The organism is Kitasatospora sp. NPDC089797 (genome assembly GCF_040684795.1).
Lineage (GTDB): Bacteria > Actinomycetota > Actinomycetes > Streptomycetales > Streptomycetaceae > Kitasatospora.
Genome location: NZ_JBFBGS010000056.1, coordinates 21,706 through 48,537 on the forward strand (window position 1 = coordinate 21,706; position 26,832 = coordinate 48,537).

Here is a 26,832-nt window from a genome sequence, read left to right on the forward strand (position 1 = left end):
ATGAGCAACACCACTGAGCTGCTCCAGCAGGGTGCCGAGCTGTTCCCGGGCGAGGTCGTCACGACCGCCCACGTGCGCCACCTGGACCTGCCGCTGCAGGCCGGCAGGCTGGCCCTGATCACCCTGGACAACGGCTTCGACCACACCAAGCCGACCACCTTCGGCCCGGGCTCGCTGCTCAAGCTGTCCGAGGCGCTGGACCAGGTCGAGGCCGAGGCCGCCGAGGGCACGATCGTCGGCGCCGCGGTCACCGGCAAGCCGTTCATCTTCGCGGTCGGCGCCGACCTCAAGGGCGTCGAGCTGCTCAAGCAGCACGCCGACGCGCTGGCCATCGGCAAGGGCGGCCACGAGGTCTTCAAGCGGATCGCCGCGCTCCCCGTCCCGACCTTCGCCTTCTACAACGGCGCGGCCATGGGCGGCGGCGTCGAGGTCGGCCTGCACTGCGACTACCGCACGGTGTCCGCGGGCGTTCCGGCCTTCTCGCTGCCCGAGGTCTTCCTCGGCCTGGTCCCCGGCTGGGGCGGCTGCACCATCCTGCCGAACCTGATCGGTGCCGGTAAGGCCGTGAAGGTCATCATCGAGAACTCGATGAACCAGAACAAGCAGCTCAAGGGCAAGGACGTGTTCGAGCTGGGGATCGCCGACGCGATCTTCGAGCCGGCCGACTTCCTGGAGCAGTCGCTGCTGTGGGCCGCCAAGGTGCTCAAGGGCGACGTCGTCGTCGAGCGCGAGGCGATCGACCGCGGCAAGGCCTGGGACGACGCCGTCCTCTGGGGCCGCATGGTCGCCGACGCCAAGGTGCACGGCGCCGCGCCGGCCGCCTACAAGGCGCTGGACATCATCGCCGCCGTCAAGGACGCCGACTTCGCCGACAAGGCCAGCCTCCAGGCCGGCTTCGACGCCGAGGACGCGGCCCTGGCCGACCTCATCATGAGCGGCGAGCTGCGCAGCGGCATCTACGCCTTCAACCTGGTGCAGCGCCGGGCCAAGCGCCCGTTCGGTGCGCCGGACAAGTCGCTGGCCCGCCCGGTCTCCAAGGTCGGCGTCGTCGGCGCCGGTCTGATGGCCTCGCAGCTGGCGCTGCTGTTCGCCCGCCGGCTGGAGGTGCCGGTGGTCCTCACCGACATCGACCAGGAGCGCGTCGACAAGGGCGTCGGCTACGTCCACGCCGAGATCGACAAGCTGCTCGGCAAGGGCCGGATCGGCCAGGACAAGGCCAACCGCCTCAAGGGCCTGGTCAGCGGCTCGCTGGACAAGGCCGTCGCCTTCGGTGACGCGGACTTCGTCATCGAGGCCGTGTTCGAGGAGATGGGCGTCAAGCAGACCGTCTTCGCCGACCTGGAGAACGTGGTCTCGCCGACCTGCGTGCTGGCGACCAACACCTCCTCGCTGTCGGTCACCGAGATGGCCTCGAAGCTGAAGCACCCCGAGCGGGTCGTCGGCTTCCACTTCTTCAACCCGGTCGCGATCCTGCCGCTGCTGGAGATCGTCCGCGGCGAGCAGACCGACGACGCCTCGCTGGCCACCGCCTTCGCGGTGTCGAAGAAGCTGAAGAAGACCTCGGTGCTCTGCAAGGACGCCCCGGCGTTCGTGGTGAACCGGATCCTGACCCGCTTCATGGGCGAGATCCAGAGCATCATCGACGAGGGCACCCCGATCGCCTCCGTCGAGAAGGCCGTCGAGCCGCTCGGCCTGCCGATGTCCCCGATCATGCTGCTGGAGCTGGTCGGCCCGGCCATCGCGCTGCACGTGTCGGAGACCCTGGCCGGCGCCTTCCCGGAGCGGTTCACCGTCTCCGAGAACCTCGGCAAGGTCGTCAAGGCCGGCAAGCGCGGCTTCTACACCTGGGTGGACGGCCAGCAGGTCCTCGACCCCGAGGTGCTGGAGCTGCTGTCCTTCGGCGACTCGGTGCTGACCGAGGAGCAGGTCCGCGCCCGCGCCCTGGAGGCCGTGGCCCAGGAGATCGGCCTGATGCTGGAGGAGGGTGTCGTCGCCGAGGCGCAGGACATCGACCTCTGCATGATCACCGGTGCCGGCTGGCCCTTCCACCTGGGCGGGATCACCCCGTACCTGGACCGCGAGGGCGTCTCGGAGCGGGTGAACGGCAAGAAGTTCCTGGCCCCCGGCGTGGCCTCGGTGCCCGTGTAACGGGCGGCACCACGGAAGGAGCCCCCGGCGACCTGGTCGCCGGGGGCTCCTTCCGTTCGCGGGTGCGCGGGCCGGTGCCCGGGCCCCGGCTCAGTGCTTGAGGCGGTAGACGACGGTGTCGCCCACGACGCCGATCATCTCGTAGTGGGTGTCCAGCAGGTTCTCGATCCGGGGCACCAGCATCGGCTGGTACGGGGCGGCGCCGGAGTCGTCGACGAAGATCTCGGGCAGGCCGTTGGCGAGCTCCTTGTCGAAGGTCTGCCAGGCGTTGGCGACGCTGAACTGCTCGCCCACGTTGGCGTTGCCGTCCTTGCCGCCGCTGTAGTTGGTGAGGAAGCCGGCGGTCAGGTAGCGGCTCGCGGGCTTGCGGTCGGCCAGCCAGTACAGCTCGGGGTGCATGCCCCAGACCAGCATGGTGTCCTTGGGGGTGGTCTGGGCGGCGACCGCGGTGGCCACCTCGGTGTTGCGGCTCATCTGCTCCCCCGGCCAGGCCAGCGCCAGGCCCCAGAACACCGTCGAGGCGACCGTGGTGTAGACCAGGACGGGCTTCCAGCGGATCGCCGAGGTGGCGACCGCGCCGGTGCCCAGCAGCACCAGCGGGGGCATCAGCTGCAGGTAGTAGTGGCCGAAGAAGTGGAAGCCGACGCTGACCGCGACGGCCGAGGAGAGCAGCCACACCCACAGGTCGGTGGTCGAGCCGTGCTCCTCGCCGGCCACCGGCAGCGGGCGGTGGCGGTACCTGAACCAGAGCCGGCGGCCGACCGGGAACAGGAAGCCGAGCCCCGCGGCGGCCAGGATGCCGAGGTTGCCGAAGGCCCGCCCGAGCATCTGCAGCCAGGCGCCGCCGAAGGAGGCGTAGTCGCCGCTGCCGGTGACCACCCAGAAGAGGAAGCCCTTGGGCTTGGTCAGGATGACCGCGACCAGCGCTATCGGCACCGCGAAGCCGAAGCCGATCTTGAACAGTGCGGGCGGCCAGCGCACCCCCCGGCGGCGGGCGTCCTGCAGCAGCATCCAGAGCACCGGCAGCAGCACCGCACCGCCGGTCTGTTTGGTCAGCGAGCAGAGCGCGACCGCGATGCCCGCCGCCAGCCAGCGCCGGCGCTCGGCGTACCGGAAGGCGGCCACCATCGCGGGCAGCATGAAGACCTCGAAGGTCGCCGCCTGGGTGTCCTCCGGGGAGAGCCCGATGGAGACCAGCAGGTAGAGCAGTCCGGCCCCGGCACCGGCCCGGTTGCCCCAGCGGCCGCGCGCGATCGAGGCCAGCAGGATCGCGGTGACCAGGTGGGCGACCACCGCGAGGGTGCGCAGCGGCCACAGCGAGGCGGAGCCGAAGACGGCGAAGCAGGCCTGGTAGAGCCAGGGCAGCAGCGGCGGCTTGCGGTCCACCACGGTGTCGTAGAGGACGCCGCCGTCCGCGAGCATCCGGGCCTGGGTGGCCAGGAAGCCCTCGTCCGGGCTCCAGACCGGCCGGGCGAAGGACGGGATGTGGGTGGCCACCGCGACGAGCGTCAGCAGCGGCACCAGCCTCGTCCAGTACCCCTGGCGGATGTGGGTACGGGCTCGCGCGGGCAGGCGGTCGACCAGACCGGCGAGGCGGAGGCGGGTGGGGGTGGGCACGGTTGACAACCTACCGGGCGGGATCGGCGCGGATGGCGCCGGTCCCGCCATTCAGTGCGATTGTCGGCTTGTCCCATGACGAACTGTGACAGCGTTACGACAATCGGGACCGGGCGGACCGGGTCGTGCGGCGGGGCGACCCCGCACGCGACCCGGTCCGTCCGCGGTGCGTCAGGCCTGGACCGACGCCGGGTCCAGCTTGGCGACCAGGGCGGCCACCTTCCGGGCGATGTCGGGGGCGTTCAGGCCGATCCCGGCCAGGATCTCGTTCCGGCTGGCGTGGTCCAGGAACTCCTGCGGGATGCCGAAGTCGCGCACCGGCAGGTCCACCTCGGCGTCCCGCAGCGCCTGCGCCACGGCCGCGCCGACACCGCCCACCCGGCCGTTGTCCTCGATCGTGACGACCACCCGGTGCTCGGCCGCCAGGCCCGGCAGGGCCGGGTCCACCGGCTTGACCCAGCGCGGGTCCACCACGGTGGCGGTGACGCCCTCGGCGGCCAGCAGGTCGGCGACCTCCAGGCTGGTGGGGGCCATCGCGCCGACCGAGACGATCAGCACGTCGGCGCGGTGGGCACCCGAGGGCTCCCCGGCGGCGCGCAGCACGTCCATGCCGCCGACCCGGCCGACCGCCGGGACGGCCGGACCGACCGAGCCCTTGGAGTAGCGGACCACCGTCGGGGCGTCCTTGACCAGGACGGCCTCGCGCAGCTGGGCGCGGACCTGGTCGGCGTCGCGCGGCGCGGCCAGCCGCAGGCCGGGGACGACCTGGAGGATCGACATGTCCCACATGCCGTTGTGCGAGGCGCCGTCCGTTCCGGTGACCCCGGCCCGGTCGAGCACGAAGGTGACGCCCAGCTTGTGCAGCGCGACGTCCATCAGGACCTGGTCGAAGGCCCGGTTCAGGAAGGTCGCGTAGACCGCGAAGACCGGGTGCAGGCCGTTGGTGGCCAGGCCGGCGGCGCTGGTCACGGCGTGCTGCTCGGCGATGCCGACGTCGAAGATGCGGTCCGGGAACTCCTTGGCGAAGGGCGCCAGGCCGACCGGGTGGAGCATCGCGGCGGTGATCGCGACGATGTCCTCGCGCTCGTGGCCGAGCGCCACCATCTCCTCGCCGAAGACCGAGGTCCAGTCCTTGCCCGAGTTCTTGACCGGCAGGCCAGTGTCCGGGTGGATCACGCCGACCGCGTGGAAGCGGTCCTCGTCGTTGTTCTCGGCGGCGTGGTAGCCGCGGCCCTTCTCGGTGAGGCAGTGCACGATCACCGGGCCGCCGAAGCCGCGCGCCTTGGTCAGCGCGGACTCCAGGGCGGTCAGGTCGTGGCCGTCGATCGGGCCGATGTACTTGAGGCCGAGGTCCTCGAACATGCCCTGCGGGGCGATGAAGTCCTTGAGGCCCTTCTTGGCGCCGTGCAGGGTCTCGAACAGCTGCTGGCCGACCACCGGGGTGCGCTGGAGGGCGTCCTTGCCCCAGGACAGGAAGCGCTCGTAGCCCTGGGTGGTGCGCAGGGTGGCGAGGTGGTTGGCCAGGCCGCCGATGGTCGGCGAGTAGGAGCGCTCGTTGTCGTTGACGACGATGACGACCGGCAGGTCCTTGGCGTCGGCGATGTTGTTGAGCGCCTCCCAGGCCATGCCGCCGGTGAGGGCGCCGTCGCCGATGACGGCGACGACCGGGTCGGTCTTGCCCTGGATCCGGTTGGCCTTGGCCAGGCCGTCGGCGTACGAGAGGACGGTGGAGGCGTGCGAGTTCTCGATCACGTCGTGCTCGGACTCGGCGCGCGAGGGGTAGCCGGAGAGGCCGCCGCTCATCTTCAGCCGGGAGAAGTCCTGGCGGCCGGTGAGCAGCTTGTGGACGTAGCTCTGGTGGCCGGTGTCGAAGAGGATCCGGTCGCGCGGCGAGTCGAAGACCCGGTGCATCGCGATGGTCAGCTCCACCACGCCGAGGTTGGGGCCGAGGTGGCCGCCCGTCTTGGCGACCTCGGTCACCAGGAAGGTCCGGATCTCCTGGGCCAGTGCGGCCAGCTGTCCGGGCGTGAGCCGGTCGAGATCGCGCGGTCCCCGAATGCGGGTCAGCAGGGCCACCCGTTCCTCCTCGTTCAGTGTTCGCGGACCACGGACGGTCCTACCGGCGTCGCTGCCCGGTCCGGCGGCGGGCCGGTGGTCGCGGCCGGTGCCGACCGGTCGAGTCTAATGTCCGCTTGGCGGACACCGAGCGGCACGCCCGGTGCCACCGACCGGTTACCGCCATTCCCGGAGGTCGGTCGGGGGGCGGGGGTCAATTCCTGTTGACGTACGGACGTTCGGCCAGGGGGGCGGCCCGGACGCGGAACGGCCCCGGCCGGAGTGCGGAACGGCCCGGACCGGAGTGCGGTCAGTGGCGGCCGAGCGCGCCGGACTCGCCCATCTCGCTCATCACCAGGGCCAGGGCGCCGAGCACCTCGGCGCGGCCGCCCAGGGTGCCCGGGACGACCGAGAGCTGGCGGGCCGCACTGGGGATCGCGTAGCGGGCCACCGAGTCGCGGATCGGGGAGAGCACCAGCTCACCGGCCTCGGCGAGGTCGCCGCCGAGGATCACCCGGCGCGGGTTGAGCAGGTTGCACAGGGTCGCCACGCCCGTACCGATCTGGCGGCCGGCGTCGGCGATCACCCGGCGGCAGCCGAGGTCGCCCTGGTGGGCCAGCTCGACCACCCGGGGCAGGGTGAGGCCCGGGCCCAGGGTGGAGGCGAGCAGCGAGAGCAGGTAGCGGGAGCCGACGAAGGTCTCCAGGCAGCCGCGGTTGCCGCAGCGGCAGACCGGGCCGGCCTCGTCCAGGGTGATGTGCCCGATCTCACCCGCGGTGCCGCCCGGGCCGCGGTAGATCTGGCCGTTCACCACCAGGCCGGCGCCGACGCCGCTGGCGACCTTGATGTACGCGAGGTCGCTGAGCCCGCGGCCGGCGCCCCAGACCAGCTCGCCGAGCGCTCCCAGGTTGGCGTCGTTGTCCACGTGCACCGGCATGCCGAGCCGCTCCGCCAGCTCCCGGCCCGGGGCGATGCCCGTCCAGCCGGGCAGGATCGCGGTCGAGCCGAGCGCGCCGGTCTCCACGTCGATCGGGCCGGGCACGCCGAGGCCCACCCCGATCACCTTCTCGGGGCGGAAGCCCGCCTGCGCGAGCAGCCGCTCGACCATCGCCTCGGCCCGGTCGAAGCCCTGCGCGGCGGAGACGTCCACGTCGATCGGGGCGCTCTCCTCGGCCAGCACCCGGTGGGCGAGGTTGCCGACGGCCACCCGGAGGTGGGTGTGGCCGAAGTCGATGCCCACCACGATGCCGGCGTCACCGCTGAGCGAGACGCTGCGGGCGCGGCGGCCGCCGGAGGAGGTATCGGCGACCACGACGGTGCCGCTCTCCTTCAACTCCCGCACGATGTTCGAGACGGTCGCCGCGGACAGGCCGGTGCCGCGGGCGATCTCGGCCTGGGTGAGCGAGCCGGCCATCCGCACGGCCCGGAGCACCCGCTCCAGGTTCGCCCGGTGCAGGGATGACTGCGAGCCCGGTGTGTCCGTCGACATGATGCACCCTCCCAGGGTGGGGAACCCTCCGCCGGGCCTCCCCTTCAACTCCTGAAGCCTAAGGGGCGGGGGACGGGGCGGGGGGCTTCCGTGCGGGGGTGGGCTTCCGCGTGGGGGTGGGCGTTCGGGCGGGTGGGTGAGCGCCGGTTCGGGATGCGAGGGCGGCCCGGGTGCGGGGGCGGGGTGCGGGGGCGGTGAAGGTGTTGCGTGGTCAGGGGGGCCGGGGGCCGGGGCGGGCGGTCCTGGCGACGGCCGAAAACCACCCGCCACTACCATGGTGCCGAATCTCACCCGTCCCACCGGGCCGTGGACGGTACCGGCCGGGGGACGCATCCAGACATGACGGGGAATCAGATGGCAGGGGACCACCCTACGCCGGGGGCAGGCGAAGCACCGGGCAGCGGCCCGCAGGACAATCGGGGCGTCTCGTTCGGACGGCCGGCGGGTGGCGTGGACCCCGCCGCCGTCGCGGACCAGATGACCCAGCTCGACGGGTCGGCGGTGCCGGGGCAGACCGCGCCCGTGGGCCCGCCGCCGCCCGCCCAGCCGCCGGCACCGCCGGCGCAGCCGCCCGCGCAGCCGCCGGTCGGGGGTGTCGACTACGCGGCGTACGCGCCGACCGCGGCCGGCTTCCCCAGCCAGGCCCCGCCGCCTCCGCCCGGTGCGCCGGTCGGCCCGTACGACCCGGTGCCCGGGGGCGGCTACCCCGCGCCGGACGCCCACGGCTACAACGGCGGCGGGTACAACTACCAGCAGCAGCCGGGGTACTACCCGGGTGCGCCGGTGCCGACGGCCCCCAAGCAGCGCAACCCGGTGATGCTCTGGGGCGGGATCATCGGCGGTGTGCTGGCGATCGCCATCGTGATCGGGCTGGTCGTCCTGCTCAAGCCGAGTCCCAAGCCGGCCCCGAACCCGGGCCCGGTGGCGAACTCGAGCGGCTCCACCGGCGTCGGCGGCGACAACGGCGGGACCAACGTCTCGCCGGCGCCGGACACCAACACCGGTGGCAAGGCCACCTTCAACGTGGCCTGGAGCGCCCCCGCACCGTCCAACACGGACGTCAGCAACCAGCTGCTCGGCATCTGGGGCACCGACAAGTACGCCGTGCGGGTCGACGGCGACGGCGTCAAGGCCTACAACCTGACCGACGGCAGGCCCGCCTGGAACGTCCCGGTGCCGTCCGGCAGCAAGGAGGTGTGCAGCGCCTCGTACACCTCCAACTCCAAGAACATCGCCGCCGTCGCCTTCAACACCGGTGACTACGACTGCTCCACCATCGGCGCCATCGACCTCACCCAGGGCAAGCTGCTGTGGACCGTGAAGGCCACCGCCGACCGGCTGTCCCAGCCGACCCTGAGCGTCACCGACAACGTGGTCGTGGTCGGCGGCAACGCGGTGGCCGGGCTGAACGTCTCCACCGGCCAGCCGGCCTGGCAGTACCAGCCCCGCGACAAGGACTGCACGATGCGCGCCCGCGCCGCGGGCAGCCAGATCGCGATCAGCGACCGCTGCTACATGACCAGCGGCCCGAAGTCGCAGCTGGTCATCGTGAACGCCGACTCCGGCAAGCCGGTGAGCACGCCGATCACCCTGACCGGCACCATCGAGCAGGTCGACTCGGTCGTCCAGGACAAGCCGCTGGTCCTGCTGATCACCAACGGCCCGCAGGGCGACTACATCCTGCCGTTCGACAAGGACAACAAGCCGGGCACCCAGATGTCCGTCAAGGAGCCCGGCGCGGACAGCCTGCGGCTGACCGGCCAGGACACCGCCAACACCAAGAACGTGGTGAGCGGCTCCACCCTGTACGTCCAGGTCAACCCGACCAAGCCGGCCATCAACGCCTACGACCTGAACACCGGCAAGCGCCTGTGGGCGGCCAGCCCGGGCACGGGCAGCGGCTCCGACATCCGGATCGTCGCCGGCACCGACAAGGACGGCAAGGTCCGCGCCGTGGTCTCCCAGGGCTACGACAAGCCGGCCCGGCTGGTCACGCTCTCGCCGACCGACGGCTCGATGACCGACATCGGCACCATCGCGAACCCGAACGGGAAGTACGACCTGGAGACGAGCACCTCGGCGTACTTCGTCTCCGACGACGGCAACGCCGTCTACGCGTTCCGCCGGTCCAGCAGCACCGACGGTCCGCTCACCAAGTGGCGGAAGTGACGCCGTAGTGCGGCCGTGACGTCGGGCGACCGACGCGGGCGGGGCGGGTGCGGACCGAACGGTCCGGGCCCGCCCCGCCTTCGATTATCCGGTCGGAGCACCCTCCGGGCATGCGAGGATTCGAACCATCAGCCTGACGAAGGAGTGCAGCGAGTGCCCGGCACCAACCTGACCCGCGAAGAGGCCCGTACCCGGGCCGACCTCATCCGGGTGGACGCGTACGACATCGAGCTCGACCTCGGCTCGGCCCGCGAGGACGAGACCTTCCGGTCCACGACCGTGGTCCGGTTCACCGCCACGACCCCCGGCGCCGACACCTTCATCGACCTCGTCGCCCCGAGCGTCGAGTCGATCACCCTCAACGGCACGGAGCTCGACCCCGCGAGCTTCGACGACAGCCGCATCCCGCTGCCCGGCCTGGCGGCCGAGAACGAACTGCGGGTGGTCGCCAACTGCGCCTACACCAACACCGGTGAGGGTCTGCACCGGTTCGTCGACCCGGTCGACGGCGAGACCTACCTGTACACCCAGTTCGAGGTGCCGGACGCCCGGCAGGTCTTCGCGAACTTCGAACAGCCCGACCTGAAGGCCACGTTCGCGTTCACCGTGACCGCCCCGGCCGGCTGGGTCGTGGTCTCCAACTCGCCCACCCCCGAGCCGGTCGGCGAAGGCCCCACCCGGGTCTGGACGTTCGAGCCCACCGGCCGGATCTCCAGCTACATCACCGCGCTCGTCGCGGGCCCGTACGTGGGCGTCTTCGACACCTACGAGAACGGCGAGCAGCGGGTGCCGCTGGCCGTGTACTGCCGCCCCTCGCTGCGCGAGTTCCTGGACGCCGAGGCGATCTTCGAGGTCACCAAGCAGGGCTTCGACTACTTCCAGGAGAAGTTCGACTTCCCGTACCCGTTCGCCAAGTACGACCAGCTCTTCGTCCCGGAGTTCAACGCCGGCGCGATGGAGAACGCGGGCGCCGTCACCCTGCGTGACCAGTACGTGTTCCGCTCCAAGGTCACCGACGCCGCGTACGAGTCGCGCGCCGCGACGATCCTGCACGAGCTGGCCCACATGTGGTTCGGCGACCTGGTGACCATGGAGTGGTGGAACGACCTCTGGCTGAACGAGTCCTTCGCGACCTTCGCCGAGGCCGTCTGCCAGGCCGAGGCCCCCGGCTCCAAGTGGCCGCACTCCTGGACCACCTTCGCCAACCAGATGAAGACCTGGGCCTACCGGCAGGACCAACTGCCGTCCACCCACCCGATCATGGCGGAGATCAACGACCTGGAGGACGTCCAGGTCAACTTCGACGGCATCACCTACGCCAAGGGCGCCTCGGTGCTCAAGCAGCTGGTGGCGTACGTCGGCCAGGACGCCTTCTTCGAGGGCGTGCGGGCGTACTTCAAGCGCCACGCCTGGGGCAACACCCGGCTCAGCGACCTGCTCGGGGCGCTGGAGGAGGCCAGCGGCCGCGACCTGAAGGCCTGGTCCAAGTCCTGGCTGGAGACGGCCGGCATCAACGTGCTGCGGCCGTCGCTGGTGGTGAACACGGACGGTGAGATCGAGTCCTTCGCCGTCCTCCAGGACGCCCCCGCGCTGCCGGCCGGCGCCAAGGGCGAGGCCGTGCTGCGCCCGCACCGGATCGCCATCGGCCTGTACGAGCTGGTGGACGGCTCGCTGGTGCGGACCGACCGGATCGAGCTGGACGTCGACGGCCCGCGCACCGAGGTGCCGGAGCTGGTCGGACGCCACCGGCCGGCCGTCGTGCTGCTCAACGACGACGACCTGACGTACACCAAGATCCGGCTGGACGAGGACTCGCTGGCCGTCGTCACCGAGCACCTCGGCGGCTTCACCGACTCGCTGCCGCGCGCGCTGTGCTGGGCCTCCGCCTGGGACATGACCCGCGACGGCGAACTGGCCGCCCGCGACTACCTGTCGCTGGCGCTGTCCGGCCTCGGCCGGGAGAGCGACATCGGCGTGGTGCAGTCCGTGCAGCGCCAGGTCAGGCTGGCCCTGGACGCCTACGCCGACCCGGACTGGCGCGAGGAGGGCCTCGGCCGGTGGGCCGCCGCCGCCGAGGAGCACCTGCGCGCCGCCGACCCCGGCAGCGACCACCAGCTCGCCTGGGCCCGCACGTTCGCCTCCGTCGCCCGCACGGACGGTCAGCTGGACCTGCTCGCCGGGCTGCTGGCCGGCTCGGTGGAGCTCAAGGGCCTCGCCGTGGACACCGAGCTGCGCTGGGCGCTGCTGCACCGGCTCTCCGCCACCGGCCGGGCCGACGAGGCGGCGGTCCTCGCGGAGCTGGAGCGGGACAACACCGCGGCCGGCCTGGAGCACGCGGCCACCTGCCGCGCCTCCCGTCCGACCGCGGAGGCCAAGGCCACGGTCTGGGCCGCGGTGGTGGAGTCGGAGAACCTCACCAACTACGTGCAGGAGGCCATGATCGCCGGCTTCCAGCAGTCGGACCACCGGGAGCTGCTGGCGCCGTACGCGGAGAAGTACTTCGCCGCGGTCAAGGGCGTCTGGGAGGACCGCAGCCACGAGATCGCCCAGCAGATCATCGTCGGGCTGTACCCGTCGCTGCAGGTGTCGGAGGCGACGCTGGCCGCCACGGACGCCTGGCTGGCCTCGGCCGAGCCGGCGCCGTCGCTGCGGCGCCAGGTGATCGAGTCCCGGGCCGGCATCGAGCGGGCGCTCAAGGCGCAGGCCGTCGACCGGGCGGCCGGGGGCCGCTGACCGCTCACGGGTGATGCCCGAAGGGGCGCCGGACGGACCGTCCGGCGCCCCTTCGGGGTTGTGCGTGTCCTGGAGTGGACGCGGTTACTTCTTCTTCTTGCCGTACGGCAGACCGGCGAGCGCCGCGATGATGACGAACGCGGCGAGCGGGATCAGCACGTACAGGCCGATGGTCTGGCCGACGCTCAGGCCGGGACCCGGGTCGTCGCCGTCGTCCCTGGTGAGGGCCATGGCGGGCGACGACAGCAGCATCATCAGCGTGACCGTTGCGGAGACCGCGCCGGCTCGCAAAGCGTTCCTCTTGTCCACGTTTCCAACTTACCCGCCACTTATGGGAGGGCGCGCGTCGGGGTGGGGGTGCGGGTTCCGCTTGCGCTCGCCGGGCGGTCCCGTCGGCTCCCTCGGTCGGCTCCGCCGGTCAGTCGGTGGCTTCTGTCGGGTGGTCGGTGGCTTCCGCCGGTCGGTCGGTGGCTTCCGTCGGCCGGCCGGCCGTGTGCAGGAGGCGGGAGAGCCGGTGGGCGGCGGGGGCCGTGGCGAGGCGCTCCAGGGTGACGGGGGTGCCCGCGCCGTCGGCGACCGGCAGGCGCCAGTTCGGGTACTGGTCCCAGGTGCCGGGCAGGTTCTGCGGGCGCGGGTCCCCGACCAGGTCCGGCAGCCAGACGCCGACCAGCTCCGCCGGGGTCGCGTGCAGGAAGCCGTAGAGGGCGGACGCGGAGAGCGGCTCATCGGGGGCGAGCAGGCCGAGGGCGGTGAGTTCGGCCCGCCAGTCGGCCAGCTCGGCGGCGGCCTCCTGCTGCTCCTCGGGGAGCGGGCGGGCCAGCAGGCCGAGCCGGTGGCGCAGCTCGACGTGCTCGCCGGAGAGCCGGGCGGCGGTGCTCGGCAGGTCGTGGGTGGTGAGGGTGGCCAGGCAGCCGGGGCGCCAGCGGTCGGGGGGCAGGATCCGGCCGGCGGCCTCCCAGTCCCGTTCGAACCAGAGGACCGAGGTGCCGAGGACGCCGCGGGCCGCCAGCTCCTCGCGCACCCCCGGCTCGACCGTGCCCAGGTCCTCGCCGATCACGGCCGTACCGGCCCGGTGCGCCTCCAACGCGAGGACGCCGAGCATCGCCTCGGCGTCGTAGCGGACGTACGCGCCCTCGGTGGGCGGGTGCCCGTTCGGGACCCACCAGAGGCGGAAGAGGCCCATCACGTGGTCGATCCGGAGCGCCCCGGCGTGGCGGGCGGCGGCTTTCAGGAGCTCCGCGTACGGGGCGTAGCCGGCCTTCGCCAGGGCGTCCGGGCGCCAGGGCGGCAGGCCCCAGTCCTGGCCGTGGGCGTTGAAGGCGTCCGGCGGGGCACCGGTCGAGATGCCGCCGGCCAGCACGTCCTGGAGCGCCCAGGCGTCGGCGCCGTCCGGGTGGACGCCGACGGCGAGGTCGTGGATCAGGCCGACCGGCATGCCGGCGTCGCGGGCGGCGCGCTGGGCGCCGGCCAGCTGCTGGTCGACCTGCCAGGCAAGCCAGCGGTGGAACTCGACGCCCTCCTGGAGTTCCTTCTCCGCCTGGTCGATGTGTGGGCCGTTCGGGTGACGCAGGCCCTTCGGCCAGTGGTGCCAGTCGGCGCCGTGCACCTCGGCCAGGGCGTTCCAGAGGGCGTGGCGGCGCAGCCACTCCCCCTCGCGGCGCCGGTAGGCCTCGTAGGCGGCCTGGCGGCCGGGGCCGCGCGGGACCTCGTGGAGGAGCCGGAGGGCCTCGCGCTTCAGGGCCCAGACGGCGTCGCGGTCCAGCAGGCCGTCGTGGGCGAGGACCTCCTCGCGGAGGCGGGCGGCGCGGTGGGAGAGGTCGTCGGCCCGTCGTCGCTGGTCGGCGGTGAGGTGGCCGTACTCGGGGACGGCCTCGATCCGCAGGTGCACCGGGTCGGCGAAGCGGCGGGAGGACGGGCGGTACGGGGACGGGTCGGAGGGGGTGCCGGGGAGCGCCTGGTGCAGCGGGTTGATCTGCACGAAGCCGGCGCCGAGCGCGGCGCCCGCCCACTGGGCGAGCTCGGCGAGGTCCCCGAGGTCGCCCATGCCCCAGGAGCGGGCGGACAGGACGGAGTACAGCTGGGCGAGGAAACCCCAGCTGCGGCCCGGGAGTTGGGGGAGCCGGTCCGGGGCGACGACGAGCGGGGCGCGTTGTTCGCGGTCGCCGCACTCCGCTGTGAGGGTGTGCCGGCCGAGCGGGAGGTCGGCGGGCAGCCAGTGCGAGTGGCCGCGCGGCAGCTCCCAACTGCCGCCGCCCTCCAGCTCGATGCGCAGCCGGGCGTCGGCCGGCACGTCCAGCGCGGTGCGGCGGCCCTGCCGGACCACGATGCACGGCGGCAGCAACCGCGCCTGCTGCTCGGCCCGGTGACGCTCCAGCGCCTCCGCCACCTGCTCCGGCGTGTCCGCCGCCACCCCGAGCGCCGCCAGCACGGCCACCAGCGTGCGCGCCCCCACCGTCTGCCCGCCGGCCCCGGGGTATCGGGTGTCCACCCCGTACGCCTGGGCCAGCGCGAGCAGTTCGGCGGGCGGTGGCGGCGCGTCCTGCGCGGGGACCCTCAGTCCGTCGGCTCCGTCACTGTCGTGGTAAGCGGCCACTCGCGGCTCCTGCGATGTCTCGGCAACGCCCGGGTAGGACCCCCAAGTCCTACCCGGGTGATGGCGCGATCACGCTGCGCGACACGGCGGTGGGCCTGTCGGGAGAGGCTCGGGGCGCGGCTCGGCGGACGGGCCGGACCCCGTGTGCCTACGCCGGCGGACCGTCGAACTCGACACGGTGGAGCCGCACCTCGACTCCCTGCCGACGGGCGAAGTCCGCGACAGCCGTCGCCGTCGCCTCCAGCGCGGCCGCGAGCCGCCGGAGCTCCTCGTTGCGCCGCTCCTTGTCGGGCGCCGCCTGCAGGGCCTGCCAGGCGGCCCGGTAGGAGTCCTCCAGCGCGCCGATCCTCTCGTCGTACTCGATCTGGCTGTCCAGATCGAGTACGACCTGGCGCCGCAGGACGGCCATGTCCAGCTGAGCGGTGACCGAGAGGAGGTCCCCCACCAGCTTGATGTGCGCCGTGCCGACCCTCGGGCTCACCAGGATGGCGGCCAGCACCGCGTTCCAGTGCTCTTCCCCGTCCAGCATCACTCGCTCCTCACTCCATGAGCCCCAGGACCGGGAGCAGTCCGTGCTCCCGCCTGATGACCCTTCATGCCTGCTGGCAGGCCGCGCCCCGCCGCGGCCCGCGGTGCGGATTCTGCGGGCTCCGGGAAGCGTTGCCAAGGCCCGTGGACCTGGGCCGACACGAGGACGAACCAGGCAAAACAGGCATAGCTGTCAGTCACGTTGACACCGGTTCGGGGAGCTGGTGGGGTTGCCAGCGTTGTGGTCCAGGCCTGGCGAGGAGGCCCCTGTGCAAGCCCGTGTGTCCGTTGCGGCCGGGCGGCGGCTGCGACAGCAGTTGGAGCAGAGTCCGGCGCTGCGCGAGGTGTTGCACCACCCGGCGGCGTTGGCGGCGCGGCGGGCCACGGCGCGGACGTGTCGTCAGTTGGTGCCGCGGGCGGCGGACCGGCTGATCGCCGATATCAAGGGGACGGAGCCGCTGTTGGCGTCGGTGCGGGCGGAGCGGGGTCCCGGGCGGCCGGGGCGGCGGGCGGTGCGGATCGCGGCCGGGGTGGTGACCGCGGCGGTGGTGGGCGGGCTGCTGGCCGGGCCGGTGCCCTCGGTGGCGTACGCGGCGGCGCCCGGGTCGGACATGGTGAGCAGCGCGCCGCAGACGCCGCTGGGCAGTGTGACGAACCCCCAGGTGTTCCCGCACCCGCAGGAGCAGACCGTGGCGGGCCGGGCGGTCACCGTGCCGGCCGCCGTGACGCTGGTGCCCGCACCCAAGGCGGACCGGGGCGCGGTGGACGCCGTCCGCGACGTGCTCGGCATCGCCGGGGCCACCGAGGTGACCCCGCAGGCCGACGGCGGGACGCCGGCCGCCGGTTCGCTGGTGGTGTACATCGGCGGGCCCGCCGAGGGGGCCGAGGGCGAGACCGACCGGGCGCTGCGCCGGCTGACCGCCGCGGCCGGCGGCAAGGACGGCTCCGCGCCGTCGACCGCGGGCATGCCGCCCGGCGGCTACGTGCTGTCCGTCGGCCAGCTGCCCGCCCAGGGCGGCGGGGCGTACGGTGCGGTCGTGCTGGCGGGCGCGGACGCCGCGGGCACCTTCTACGCCGCGCAGAGCCTGCGTCAGCTGCTCGCCGCCGTACCGGCCGGTCAGGGCCAGGGGCCGGGCGCGGCCGGGCTCGGGCTGCCCGGGATCACCCTGCGGGACTGGCCCAGCGGGGCGCCGGTGCGCGGCACCGCGGAGGCGTTCTACGGCACCCCGTGGAGCGCCCAGCAGCGGCTCGACCAGGTGGACTTCCTGGGCCGCTCCAAGCAGAACTTCTACCTCTACGCCCCGGGTGACGACCCGTTCCGGCTCAACCGCTGGCGCGACGCCTACCCCGCCGCCCAGCAGTCCGAGCTGCGCGAGCTCGGCGACCGGGCCCGGCAGAACCACGTCACCCTCGGCTACGCGATCGACCCCGGGCAGTCCCTCTGCTTCAGCTCGGGCAAGGACGTCGACGCGCTGGTCGCCAAGCTGGACGGGCTGCGCAAGCTCGGCTTCACCGCGTTCCAGCTGCAGTTCCTGGACGTCAGCTACGACGAGTGGCACTGCGGCGACGACCGGGACGAGTACGGCACCGGACCGGCCGCGGCCGCCAAGGCGCAGGCCGCGCTGGCGAAGAAGGTGCAGGACCGGCTGATCGCGAGGAACCCCGGTCTGGCCCCGCTGTCGGTCGTCCCGACCGAGTACCACAAGCAGGGCTCCACGCCGTACCGCAAGGCGCTCGCCGACGCGCTGCCGGCCGGGGTCCAGGTGGCCTGGAGCGGCGGCGGGGTGATCCCGGAGAAGATCACCGGCGCCCAGACCTCCGACACCGGCAGCCTGTACGGGCACCCGCTGGTCACCATGGACAACTACCCGGTCAACGACGCCAGCCCGGACCGGCTCTTCCTCGGCGCCTACACCGGCCGCGAGCCCGAGGTGGCGACCCGCTCGGCGGTGCTGCTGACCGGTGCGATGCAGCAGCCGGTGGCCTCCCGGATAGCGCTCGCCACCGCCGGGGACTTCGCCTGGAACCCGACCGGCTACAAGCCCGACGACTCCTGGCAGGCCGCGGTGCGCTCGCTGGCCGGGCCGACCGGCGCCGCCGCCACCCCGGCCGGGTCCGCGCTGTCCGCCGTCACCGCGCTGGCCGGCAACAGCACCTCCTCGCCGCTGGCCAAGCAGGAGTCCGGCTACCTCCAGCCGCTGCTGGACCAGTTCTGGGCCAACGCCGAGCCGACCTCCGGCGCCGCCCCGGACCTCGCCAAGCTGATCGCGGCCGCGGCCCCGCTGCGGGACGCCTTCACCGCCATGGCGGGCGCCCAGCAGACCCTGGCCGGCACCGACGCCACCGCCCAGCTGGCCGCCGAGGCCGGCCCCTGGCTGGGCCCGCTGCGCGACTACGGGCTGGCCGGGCAGGCCGCGCTGGACATGCTGCTCGCCCAGCACGGCGGCGACGGGGCGGCGGCCTGGAAGGCCCGGGTGCAGCTCAACCGGCTGCGCGCCCAGGTCTCCAACGCCCCGGCGACCATCGGCGCGGGGGTGCTCGGCCCCTTCCTGGACCGGTCCGTGCGCGCCGCCGACAACTGGTCCGGCGTGGTCAGCGGCGGGGTCACCCCGACCACCAGCATGGGCACCGCGCACGACCACCTGCCCGCGCTGATGACCGACGGCCAGGCCGACACCTTCTACTGGAGCTCCGCTCCCCCGCAGCCCGGCGACTCGGTCGGCGTCGACCTCGGCGCGGGCCGGCCGATCAGCTCGGTCACCGTGCTGATGGGCGGCTGGGGCAACGGCCCGGACGCGCGGACCGCCGTCGACGACTACATCCGCGACGGGGTGCTGGAGTACAGCACCGGCGAGGGCGGCTGGAAGCAGCTCGCCGTGGTGAAGAACCAGAAGACGGTCGGCGCCCAACTGCCGCCCGGCACCGTGGTGCGGGCCGTGCGGCTGCGGGCCACCGCCGCCCAGAAGACCGCCGTCGCGGTGCGCGAGTTCACCGTCACCGCCCCGGACGAGTCCCCGGCCAGCGTCTCCGGCGGCCCCGCCGCGCTGCCCGGCTCCTCCCCCGCCGCCGTCCTGGACGGCAACCCGGACACCGCGTACCGCGCCGCCAAGCCGCCCACCGCGCAGGACGCGCCGCTGGTCGTCGAGCTCGGCGCCGCCCGCCCGCTGGACCGGCTGACCGTGCTCACCGACCCCACCGTGCACGCCACCGCCACCGTCGCGGTGCGGCGCTCCGACGGCACCTGGACGGACATCGGCACCGTGCAGCCCGGCTACAACGAGCTGCCGGCCGGCGGACAGCCCGCCGACGCGTTCCGGCTGACCTGGAAGCCCGGCGGCGACCCGCCGGTGGTCAACCAGGTGATCCCCTGGTACGCGGACACCCCGGCGGCCCGGATGAACCTCGCCGACCCGGCCCTGGACGTGGTCACCGGCGCCGCCGCGCCCGTGAGGACCCAGGCCACCGTGGAGGCCGGCCGCCCGGAGGGCACCACCGGTGAACTGCGGGTCGAGGTGCCGGCCGCGGCCAAGGGGCTGACGGTGACCCCGGCCGGCCCGGTGACGGTGCCGCGCGGCGGCCGGGTCGGCGTGCCGCTGCTGGTCGCCGCCGCGGCGGGGACGCCGTCCGGGACGTACCAGGTGCCGGTGTCGTACGTGGCCGGCGGCACCACCGTCAAGCAGGTGCTCCAGCTGCACGTGGTGCCGCCGACCGGCGGACCGGACCTCGCGCTCGGCGCCCAGGCGTCGTCCTCGGGCGACGAGACGCCGGACTTCCCGGCCGCGGCGGTCGCCGACGGCGACCCGAAGACCCGCTGGTCCTCGCCCGCCAAGGACGACGCCTGGGTGCAGCTGGCGCTGCCGCAGGCCACCCACCTGGGCGCGGCGGTGCTGCACTGGCAGTCCGCGTACGCCTCCGCGTACCGCATCCAGGTCTCGGCGGACGGCACCACCTGGACGGACGCCGCGACGGTGGACAGCGGCAAGGGCGGGGACGAGACGGTGCGCTTCGACGCCCCGAACGCCCGGTACGTGCGGATGCAGGGCGTGGCCCGGGCCACCAAGTTCGGCTACTCGCTGTACGGCATCGAGCTGTACGCGGTCACCGCCCCGGCCGTTCCCCCGCAGCAGCCGGCCACCCCGCCGGCCCAGCCGGGAACGCCGCCGACGGCCACGCCGACCACGAAGCCGTAGGAGCAGCCAAAAAAGCGGCGGGCCGCCGGGCTCCCCTTCGTGGGGGGCGCGGCGGCCCATGAGGCGCGTACCGACGGTGTGACGGGCGGGCCCTTGTGGTGCTTTCGGTCAGGCGGAGAGCGGTTCCGGCTGCTCGCCGCGGCGGACGGGGGCGGGGTGGGCGACGTGCGCCCGGCCGATCGGGACGGAGTGGGTCGGCTCGGTATGGTCGTGGTGCTCGTACTCGCCCCACTGCGGGGCGCGCAGTTGGTCGCCGCCGCCGTACGGCTCCAGGTAGGGCCGCCAGCGCGGGTCCTTGATCCCGGTGCCGATGATCCGCCAGGCGAGGCCGCTGGGCGGGGCGGGCGGGCGCTTCATCCGCCAGCCGAGTTCGGTCAGGTGGCGGTCGGCCTTGGTGTGGTTGCAGCGGCGGCAGGCCGCCACCACGTTGTCCCACCGGTGCTGGCCGCCCCGGCTGCGCGGGATGACGTGGTCGACGCTGGTGGCGGCGGCCCCGCAGTAGACGCAGCGGCCGTGGTCGCGGGCGAACAGCGCCCGGCGGGTGAGCGGGACGGGCCCGCAGAACGGGACCCGGACGAAGCGGGTCAGTCGGACGACGGACGGCGCCGGAAGGGCGCTGGTGGCGCTGTGCAGAGTGACTCCCGTGTCCTCGAGGCTGACCGCCTTGTGGTTGAGGACCAGGATGAGTGCGCGGCGCATCGATACGACGCCGAGTGGCTCGTAGGACGCGTTGAGGACCAGGACATGCGGCACGGATGCCTCCTTGGACGCCTGCGGCGCGTGGCTCGCGCCGGGACGAGCGGTTGGATCGCGCAACGAGTGCGTGATCTCCCCCAGTGTCGCCTTACGCCTTCGTACGGCGCCACCACTCCTGTGTAACGGACCTGGCGTGAAGTTCGGGTGTGGTCTCTGTCATACCCGGTATGCCCTGGGGAAGGTCCGGTTGCACCCGGGCGCCGCCGGGCCGGGGGCCCGGTCCCGGCCGGGGTCGGGGCTCGGCCGGTCGGAGCAGCGCCGTGGGCCGTGCGGCGGCGGGGCTGCGGCCGTTCGGGGGAGGTGGGGCCGGTGGTGCGGGGGTGGTGGCCTGGGGGAGCGCACCGGAGCGTTGACGGGGCGTCCGGGGTGCGGTGCACGCCGGTCGGCCGGTCCGGACCGGTGTTCGGTGCCGGTTAGGCTAACGCGCACGGTCCGCGGGCCGCTCGTGCGGCGCGGGCCGGGTCACGCCCCCAGCAAGGAAGGTCCCGCCCGTGTTCCGCTCCGGCGCCACCGGTTCGATCGACGCGTCCCCGACGCTCTCCACCCCGACGCCGGCCCCCTCCCCCACCGCACCCGAACTGCCGCAGCTGCGCATCCCGACCAGCGCGCAGGAGGTCAGCGACACCACCAAGCAGGCGGCCAGCTGGTTCGACGAGCACTGGCAGAACTGGCTGACCCACGGCCTGCAGATCGTCCTCATCATCGTGCTGGCGCTGGTCCTGCGGACCGTCGTGAACAAGCTGGTCACCCAGCTGATAGCGCGGATGGCCCGCAGCCACGACCACCACCGGGAGGAGAGCCGGCTCGGCGGGCTGCTGGCCAACCACGGGGTGGTGAACCCGGAGCGGCGCCAGCAGCGCTCGGAGGCGATCGGCTCGGTGCTGCGCAGCATGGCCTCCTTCACCATCCTGGGCACGGCGGCGCTGATGGTGCTCTCCGCGCTCGGGATGAACCTGGCACCGCTGCTGGCCAGCGCCGGTGTCGCCGGTGTGGCGATCGGTTTCGGCGCCCGCAACCTGGTGACGGACTTCCTCTCCGGGGTCTTCATGATCATGGAGGACCAGTACGGCGTGGGCGACGAGATCGACACCGGGGTGGCCACCGGCACGGTGCTGGAGGTCGGCCTGCGGGTCACCAAGCTGCGCGGGGCCAACGGCGAGATCTGGTACATCCGCAACGGCGAGGTCAAGCGGATCGCCAACATGAGCCAGGGCTGGGCGACCGCCTCGGTGGACGTGCAGGTCGGGTACAAGGAGGACCTCCAGCGGGTCGAGGACCTGATCCAGGTGACCGCCGAGGGGCTGTCCAAGGAGGCGCCGTACGACGAGCTGGTCTGGGCGCCGGTGTCGATCCTGGGCGTGGAGTCGGTGGCGGCGGACTCGGTGATGGTGCGGATCGAGGCCCGGACCGCCCCGGGCAAGGCCCCGACCGTCTCCCGGGCGCTGCGCCAGCGGCTGAAGACGGCCTTCGACCTGGCCGGGATCAAGGTCAAGGAGGAGGCCGCGGCGGTGGCCACCGGGGTGTCGATCAGCGCGGTGGACCCGTCGCCGCCGTCCGCGCTGTCGGACCCGACCTCGCCGCGCTACCGGGCGGCGGAGCCGATCCCGGTGCCGAAGCCGCCGATGGACGACCCGACGAAGCCGTAGGGCCCGTCCCCTTCCACCCGGCCCCGTTCCCGCTCCGGCGGGGGCGGGGCCGCGTGCTTCCCGCGCCCGGGTCTCGGGGCCCTCGCGGGCCGGTAACGCTTCGGCATCTGCCGCGCCACCGACCATTGACACCCCGCTGACGCGGACCGTACGGTCCTCACCAAGCGACTGGAAAGTTTCCTAACAGTTCCGGTCCACCAGTCGGAGAGGGAGGATTCCGGGCATGACCAAGAGCACCGCCAAGGCTCCCCTCGCCGGCACCCCCAGCCTGCTGCGCGCCATCAACGACCGCGCCGCCCTCGAACTGCTGCTGGCGAACGGGCCGCTGTCCCGCACCCAGATCGGCAGCCTGACCGGGCTGTCCAAGCCCACCGCCTCGCAGCTGCTGTCCCGGCTGGAGCTCGCCGGGCTGGTGCTCCCGGTCGGCACCACCGAGGGCGGGCCCGGCCCCAACGCCCAGTTGTACCAGGTGAATCCGGCCGCCGGGTACGTCGCCGGACTGGACGTCACCAACAGCGGGATCCGGGTCGCCGTCGCCGACATCACCGGCAGCACGCTGGCCGAGCACAGCGTGTCCACCAGAGGCGTCCCGGCCGCCGAGACCGTGCCGAGAGTGGCCGCCGCCGTCGCCGAGGCGGTGCGCGCCGCCGGGCTCCCCGGGGGCTGCCTGCGCACCGCGGCGATCGGCGTCGGCGGTTCCCCCGACCCGGTCACCGGCAAGCTGCGCTACGCCTCCCACCTGCCCGGCTGGCACTCCCCGCGCCTGGTCGAGGAGCTGACCGCGGCGATCGGCGCCCCGGTGTCGATCGAGAACGACGTGAACCTGGCCGCGGTCGCCGAACGGGCCTCCGGCGCGGCGGCCGGTTTCGAGGACGTCGTCCTGCTCTGGGCCGGGGCGGGCGTCGGCGCCGCGGTCGTCATCGCCGGGCGGCTGCACCGCGGCTTCACCGGCGGTGCCGGCGAGGTCGGCTACATGCCGGTGCCCGGCTCGCCGGTCCAGTGGGACGCCCGCCGCCGCAAGTTCGGCGGGTTCCAGGACCAGGTCGGCGCACCCGCCGTCCGGACCCTGGCCCGCGAGCACGGGCTCGGCGCGCCCACCGCCGAGGAGTCGATCGCCAAGGCCCTGGAGACCCCGGGCGCCGGCGACGCGTTCCTCACCGAACTGGCCGGACGACTCGCCGTCGGGCTGTCCGTGATCGTCGCCGTGGTCGACCCCCAGCTGGTGGTCCTCTCCGGCGCGGTGCCGAGCGCGGGCGGCGAACGCCTGCGCGCGCTCGTCGAGGACGAACTGGCCCGGGTCTGCCTCGCCCGTCCGGAGATCCGCAGCAGTGCCCTGCCCGACTCGCCCGTCCTGCTCGGCGCCCTGCAACGCGCCCTCACCGACGCCCGCGAGGCGGTCTTCTCCACCCACTGAGCCACCCACTGAGCCACCCACCTCCCGACCGCCGATCCGCCCGCCGACCGACCGACCCCGAGCTCGGCCCCGAGCCCGACCCACAGACGCTCCCCCTGCACCCACCTCTCCCCCAACCCCCTACGCGGGCCGAGGCAATGACGCCTGCCCGCGCACCCCCAGGAGGACCTCGAAGTGCACGCCATCACCTCCCGCAGAGGCCGCCGCACGATCGCCGCCGTCGCCGGCAGCGCCGTCCTGGCCCTGCTCGCCTCCGCCTGCACCGGTTCCAGCGAGTCGGGCGGCAGCGACGACTCCGCCAGCGGCAAGGACGTCACCATCACCTTCTGGCACGGCTGGAGCCAGGACAACGAGGTGAAGGCGATCAACGACACCATCGCCGCCTTCGAGAAGGCCCACCCCAACATCCACGTCAAGCCGGTCGGCAACGTCGCGGACGACAAGGTCAACCAGGCCCTGCGGGCCGGCGGCGACGACGCACCGGACGTGGTGTCCTCCTTCACCACCAACAACGTCGGCATGTTCTGCTCGACCAAGGCCTTCATCGACCTCAAGTCCAAGCTGCAGCAGAGCGGCATCGACCCGGTCAAGACCTTCCCGGCCGCGATGCTCAACTACACCCAGTTCCAGGGCAACCAGTGCTCGCTGCCGCTGCTCGGCGACGCGTACGGGCTGTACTACAACAAGAAGGCCTTCGCCGCCGCCGGCATCACCGCCCCGCCGAAGACCTTCAGCGAGTTCGCCGACGACGCCAAGAAGCTCACCATCGCCGACGGCGACTCGTACAAGCAACTCGGCTTCATGCCGCTGTACCACGGCTACGAGTCCACCACCGAGCACTTCCTCGGCCAGTACGGCGCCACCTACTTCGGTGCCGACGGCAAGTCGAACCTCGCCACCGACCCGAAGGTCGCCGCGATGCTCGACTGGCAGAAGGGCATGGTCGACCAGCTGGGCGGCTACACCAAGCTGGACAAGTACCGCGCCACCTTCGGCGAGGAGTTCAGCGCCAAGAACCCGTTCCACACCGGCCAGGTCGCGATGGCCATCGACGGTGAGTGGCGCACCGCCTCGCTCGCCGAGAGCAAGCCCGACTTCGACTGGGCCACCGCGCCGTTCCCGGTGCCGGACGACCAGGCCTCCACCTACGGCCGCGGCTACCAGACCGGCACCATCGTCGGCATCGCCACCACCAGCAAGAAGCAGGCCGCGGCCTGGGAGTTCGTCAAGTTCCTGACCACCGACACCGACGCGGTGGTCAACTTCGCCAACGCGATCCACAACGTGCCCAGCACCTTCGCCGCGCTGGACTCGCCGAAGCTGGTCAGCGACCCGAACTTCAAGACCTTCCTGGACGTCGCCAAGAACCCCAGCTCGGGCACCACCCCGGCCAGCGTCAACGGCGGCGGCTACATCGTCTCGCTGCAGAACCTCGGCTACGACTACGAGTCCGGCAAGCAGACCGACCTCAAGGCCGGCCTGGCCGCGACCGCCAAGCAGATCGACACCGACATCGCCCAGGCGAAGTAGCGGGAACGGTCCACGGAGCTCCCATGTCACTCGCGTCCGCCACCCGCAGGGGCGCCGGCACGACCGACCCGGCGGCGCCCTCCACGCAGCACCTGCTGCGCCGGAAGCGCCGCCGGGAGGCGGCCCGCACCCTCGCCTTCCTCTCCCCCTGGCTGATCGGGTTCAGCGTCTTCTTCGTCTACCCGCTGATCTCCACCGCCTACTTCTCCTTCACCCAGTACAACGGCTTCGGCGCCCCGGTCTTCAACGGCCTGAAGAACTGGGACTACGTCCTCAACCACCTGCCCACCTTCTGGCAGGGCCTGCGCAACACCCTGTGGCTGGTGCTCGTCATGGTGACCCTGCGGGTCGCCTTCGGCCTCGGCATCGGGATGCTCATCACCAAGGTGAAGACCGGCGCGGGCTTCTTCCGCACCGCCTTCTACCTGCCGTACCTGGCCCCGCCGGTGGCCGCCACCGTGGCCTTCGCCTTCCTGCTCAACCCCGGCACCGGCCCGCTGAACCACCTGCTCGGCGAGCTCGGCCTGCCGCAGCCCGGCTGGTTCGCCGACCCGGACTGGTCCAAGCCGGCGCTCACCCTGCTCGCCATGTGGGGCATCGGCGACCTGATGGTCATCTTCATGGCCTCGCTGCTGGACGTCCCCAAGGAGCAGTACGAGGCGGCCGAACTGGACGGCGCCGGCCCGTTCCAGAAGTTCCGGTACGTCACGCTGCCGAACATCTCCCCGATCATCATGTTCGCGGTGGTCACCGGGGTCATCCAGACCATGCAGTACTACACCCAGGCCTACGTCGCCGGGAAGGTCGCCAGCGGCATCGCGGGCAACTCCGGCCAGCAGTTCGAGCCCGGGTTCCCCCAGGGCTCCACCTGGACCCTGCCGCAGATGGTCTACAACCTCGGCTTCCAGCGCTTCAACTACGGCGCGGCCTGCGTCGTCGCCCTGGTGCTGTTCGCCATCTCGATGGCCGTCACCTCGATCCTGCTCCGCCGCCGGTCCGGCTTCATGGCGAGCGACGACTAGCGGACGGATGAGGACTCCGACATGACTCTCAGCTCGACCCTGACCAAGCCGCCCACCCGGCCCGCCACGGGCACCGCAGCCGCCCGCGCCGCCCGGCGCCGCGCCCTGCTCAACTGGGTGGCCGTGCACTCGCTCGCGATCGCCGCGGCGCTGTTCTTCCTGCTCCCCTTCGTCTTCGTCTTCCTCACCTCGGTGATGAACGACCAGCAGGCGCTCACCACCGACTACTGGCCCACCTCCTGGAACTGGAGCAACTACGCCGACGTCTGGGACACCCCGGGGTTCCTCACCTGGTGGCGCAACACCCTGGTGTACGCCGGCGCCGGCACCCTGCTGACCGTCGTCTCCAGCCTGCCGGTCGCCTACGCGCTCGCCAAGTTCCGCTTCCGCGGCCGCAACCTGGCCCTGATGGCGGTCATCGCGATGATGATGCTGCCGCCGCAGGTCACCGTCATCCCGATGTACCTGTTCTGGGCCAAGCAGATGGGCCTGGGCGGCTCGCTCTGGCCGCTGATCATCCCGATGGCCTTCGGCGACGCGTTCTCGATCTTCCTGCTGCGCCAGTTCCTGATGACCATCCCCAAGGAGTACATCGAGGCCGCCCGGATCGACGGCTGCGGCGACCTGCGCACCCTGCTGCGCGTCGTCCTGCCGATGGCCAAGCCGGCCATCGCCGCCGTCGCCCTGTTCCAGTTCTTCTACTGCTGGAACGACTACTTCGGCCCGCAGATCTACGCCAGCAACAACCACGACGCCTGGACGCTCAGTTACGGCCTGGAGTCGTTCAAGGCCGCCCACCACACCAACTGGAACCTCACCATGGCCGCCACCCTGCTGGTGATGGCCCCGGTGATCATCCTCTTCTTCTTCGCACAGAAGGCCTTCATCGAAGGCGTGACACTGACAGGGGTCAAGGGCTGATGTCCGCCACTCTCAAGTCCG

Annotated in this window: 16 protein-coding genes; 9 read left to right on the forward strand and 7 right to left on the reverse strand. The window is 72.7% G+C overall.

What is annotated here, in order from left to right; all coding sequences use genetic code 11:
* Entirely contained in the window at positions 1-2,148 is a 2,148-nt protein-coding gene (locus AB0O91_RS33775; protein ID WP_363441441.1) for a 3-hydroxyacyl-CoA dehydrogenase NAD-binding domain-containing protein, read from the forward strand.
* A gap of 90 nt (positions 2,149-2,238) precedes the next feature.
* On the opposite strand, the gene AB0O91_RS33780 is transcribed toward AB0O91_RS33775, so the two are convergent.
* From AB0O91_RS33780 to AB0O91_RS33790, 3 genes are all read right to left on the reverse strand, one after another.
* Positions 2,239-3,765, reverse strand: coding sequence for a glycosyltransferase family 39 protein (locus tag AB0O91_RS33780; protein ID WP_363441443.1), 1,527 nt, complete (start codon positions 3,763-3,765; stop codon positions 2,239-2,241).
* A 171-nt stretch (positions 3,766-3,936) separates the two neighbouring features.
* Complete coding sequence (dxs, locus tag AB0O91_RS33785) at positions 3,937-5,841, reverse strand: 1-deoxy-D-xylulose-5-phosphate synthase (protein WP_363441445.1); 1,905 nt, start codon at positions 5,839-5,841, stop codon at positions 3,937-3,939.
* 289 nt (positions 5,842-6,130) lie between these two features.
* Positions 6,131-7,309, reverse strand: coding sequence for an ROK family transcriptional regulator (locus tag AB0O91_RS33790; protein WP_363441447.1), 1,179 nt, complete (start codon positions 7,307-7,309; stop codon positions 6,131-6,133).
* 450 nt (positions 7,310-7,759) lie between these two features.
* Here AB0O91_RS33790 and AB0O91_RS33795 point away from each other — a divergent pair, with 450 nt between their 5' ends.
* Together AB0O91_RS33795 and pepN are read left to right on the forward strand one after the other, a co-directional pair.
* Positions 7,760-9,478 (forward strand): PQQ-binding-like beta-propeller repeat protein, encoded by a 1,719-nt coding sequence (locus tag AB0O91_RS33795; protein ID WP_363441449.1) that lies wholly within the window; start codon positions 7,760-7,762, stop codon positions 9,476-9,478.
* Between the two features lie 153 nt (positions 9,479-9,631).
* The gene (pepN, locus tag AB0O91_RS33800; RefSeq protein WP_363441451.1) at positions 9,632-12,211 is read left to right on the forward strand and encodes an aminopeptidase N; all 2,580 of its coding nucleotides are present in this window, start codon (positions 9,632-9,634) and stop codon (positions 12,209-12,211) included.
* Between the two features lie 84 nt (positions 12,212-12,295).
* Here the strand turns inward: pepN and AB0O91_RS33805 are convergent, their stop codons facing one another.
* The 3 genes from AB0O91_RS33805 to AB0O91_RS33815 all read right to left on the reverse strand — a co-directional run bounded on the left by AB0O91_RS33805 (position 12,296) and on the right by AB0O91_RS33815 (position 15,333).
* The gene (locus AB0O91_RS33805) at positions 12,296-12,520 is read right to left on the reverse strand and encodes a hypothetical protein (protein WP_363441453.1); all 225 of its coding nucleotides are present in this window, start codon (positions 12,518-12,520) and stop codon (positions 12,296-12,298) included.
* Between the two features lie 109 nt (positions 12,521-12,629).
* On the reverse strand, positions 12,630-14,768 hold the full coding sequence (gene malQ, locus AB0O91_RS33810) for a 4-alpha-glucanotransferase (RefSeq protein WP_363441502.1): 2,139 nt from the start codon (positions 14,766-14,768) through the stop codon (positions 12,630-12,632).
* A 184-nt stretch (positions 14,769-14,952) separates the two neighbouring features.
* Complete coding sequence (locus tag AB0O91_RS33815) at positions 14,953-15,333, reverse strand: hypothetical protein (RefSeq protein WP_363441455.1); 381 nt, start codon at positions 15,331-15,333, stop codon at positions 14,953-14,955.
* 268 nt (positions 15,334-15,601) lie between these two features.
* On the opposite strand from AB0O91_RS33815, the gene AB0O91_RS33820 reads away from it, so the two are divergent.
* The gene (locus AB0O91_RS33820) at positions 15,602-19,522 is read left to right on the forward strand and encodes a beta-N-acetylglucosaminidase domain-containing protein (protein WP_363441457.1); all 3,921 of its coding nucleotides are present in this window, start codon (positions 15,602-15,604) and stop codon (positions 19,520-19,522) included.
* Positions 19,523-19,630: 108 nt separating this feature from the next.
* Here AB0O91_RS33820 and AB0O91_RS33825 read toward each other — a convergent pair whose 3' ends face one another.
* Complete coding sequence (locus AB0O91_RS33825) at positions 19,631-20,275, reverse strand: HNH endonuclease (protein ID WP_363441459.1); 645 nt, start codon at positions 20,273-20,275, stop codon at positions 19,631-19,633.
* Positions 20,276-20,769: 494 nt separating this feature from the next.
* On the opposite strand from AB0O91_RS33825, the gene AB0O91_RS33830 reads away from it, so the two are divergent.
* The 5 genes from AB0O91_RS33830 to AB0O91_RS33850 all read left to right on the forward strand — a co-directional run bounded on the left by AB0O91_RS33830 (position 20,770) and on the right by AB0O91_RS33850 (position 26,811).
* A complete protein-coding gene (locus AB0O91_RS33830) occupies positions 20,770-21,924 on the forward strand; it encodes a mechanosensitive ion channel family protein (protein ID WP_363441461.1) in 1,155 nt (384 codons plus the stop codon).
* Between the two features lie 223 nt (positions 21,925-22,147).
* The gene (locus tag AB0O91_RS33835) at positions 22,148-23,338 is read left to right on the forward strand and encodes an ROK family transcriptional regulator (RefSeq protein WP_363441463.1); all 1,191 of its coding nucleotides are present in this window, start codon (positions 22,148-22,150) and stop codon (positions 23,336-23,338) included.
* Between the two features lie 183 nt (positions 23,339-23,521).
* Complete coding sequence (locus AB0O91_RS33840; RefSeq protein WP_363441503.1) at positions 23,522-24,868, forward strand: ABC transporter substrate-binding protein; 1,347 nt, start codon at positions 23,522-23,524, stop codon at positions 24,866-24,868.
* Positions 24,869-24,891: 23 nt separating this feature from the next.
* On the forward strand, positions 24,892-25,890 hold the full coding sequence (locus AB0O91_RS33845; protein WP_363441465.1) for a sugar ABC transporter permease: 999 nt from the start codon (positions 24,892-24,894) through the stop codon (positions 25,888-25,890).
* A gap of 21 nt (positions 25,891-25,911) precedes the next feature.
* Entirely contained in the window at positions 25,912-26,811 is a 900-nt protein-coding gene (locus AB0O91_RS33850; RefSeq protein ID WP_363441467.1) for a carbohydrate ABC transporter permease, read from the forward strand.
* Positions 26,812-26,832 lie beyond the last annotated feature (21 nt).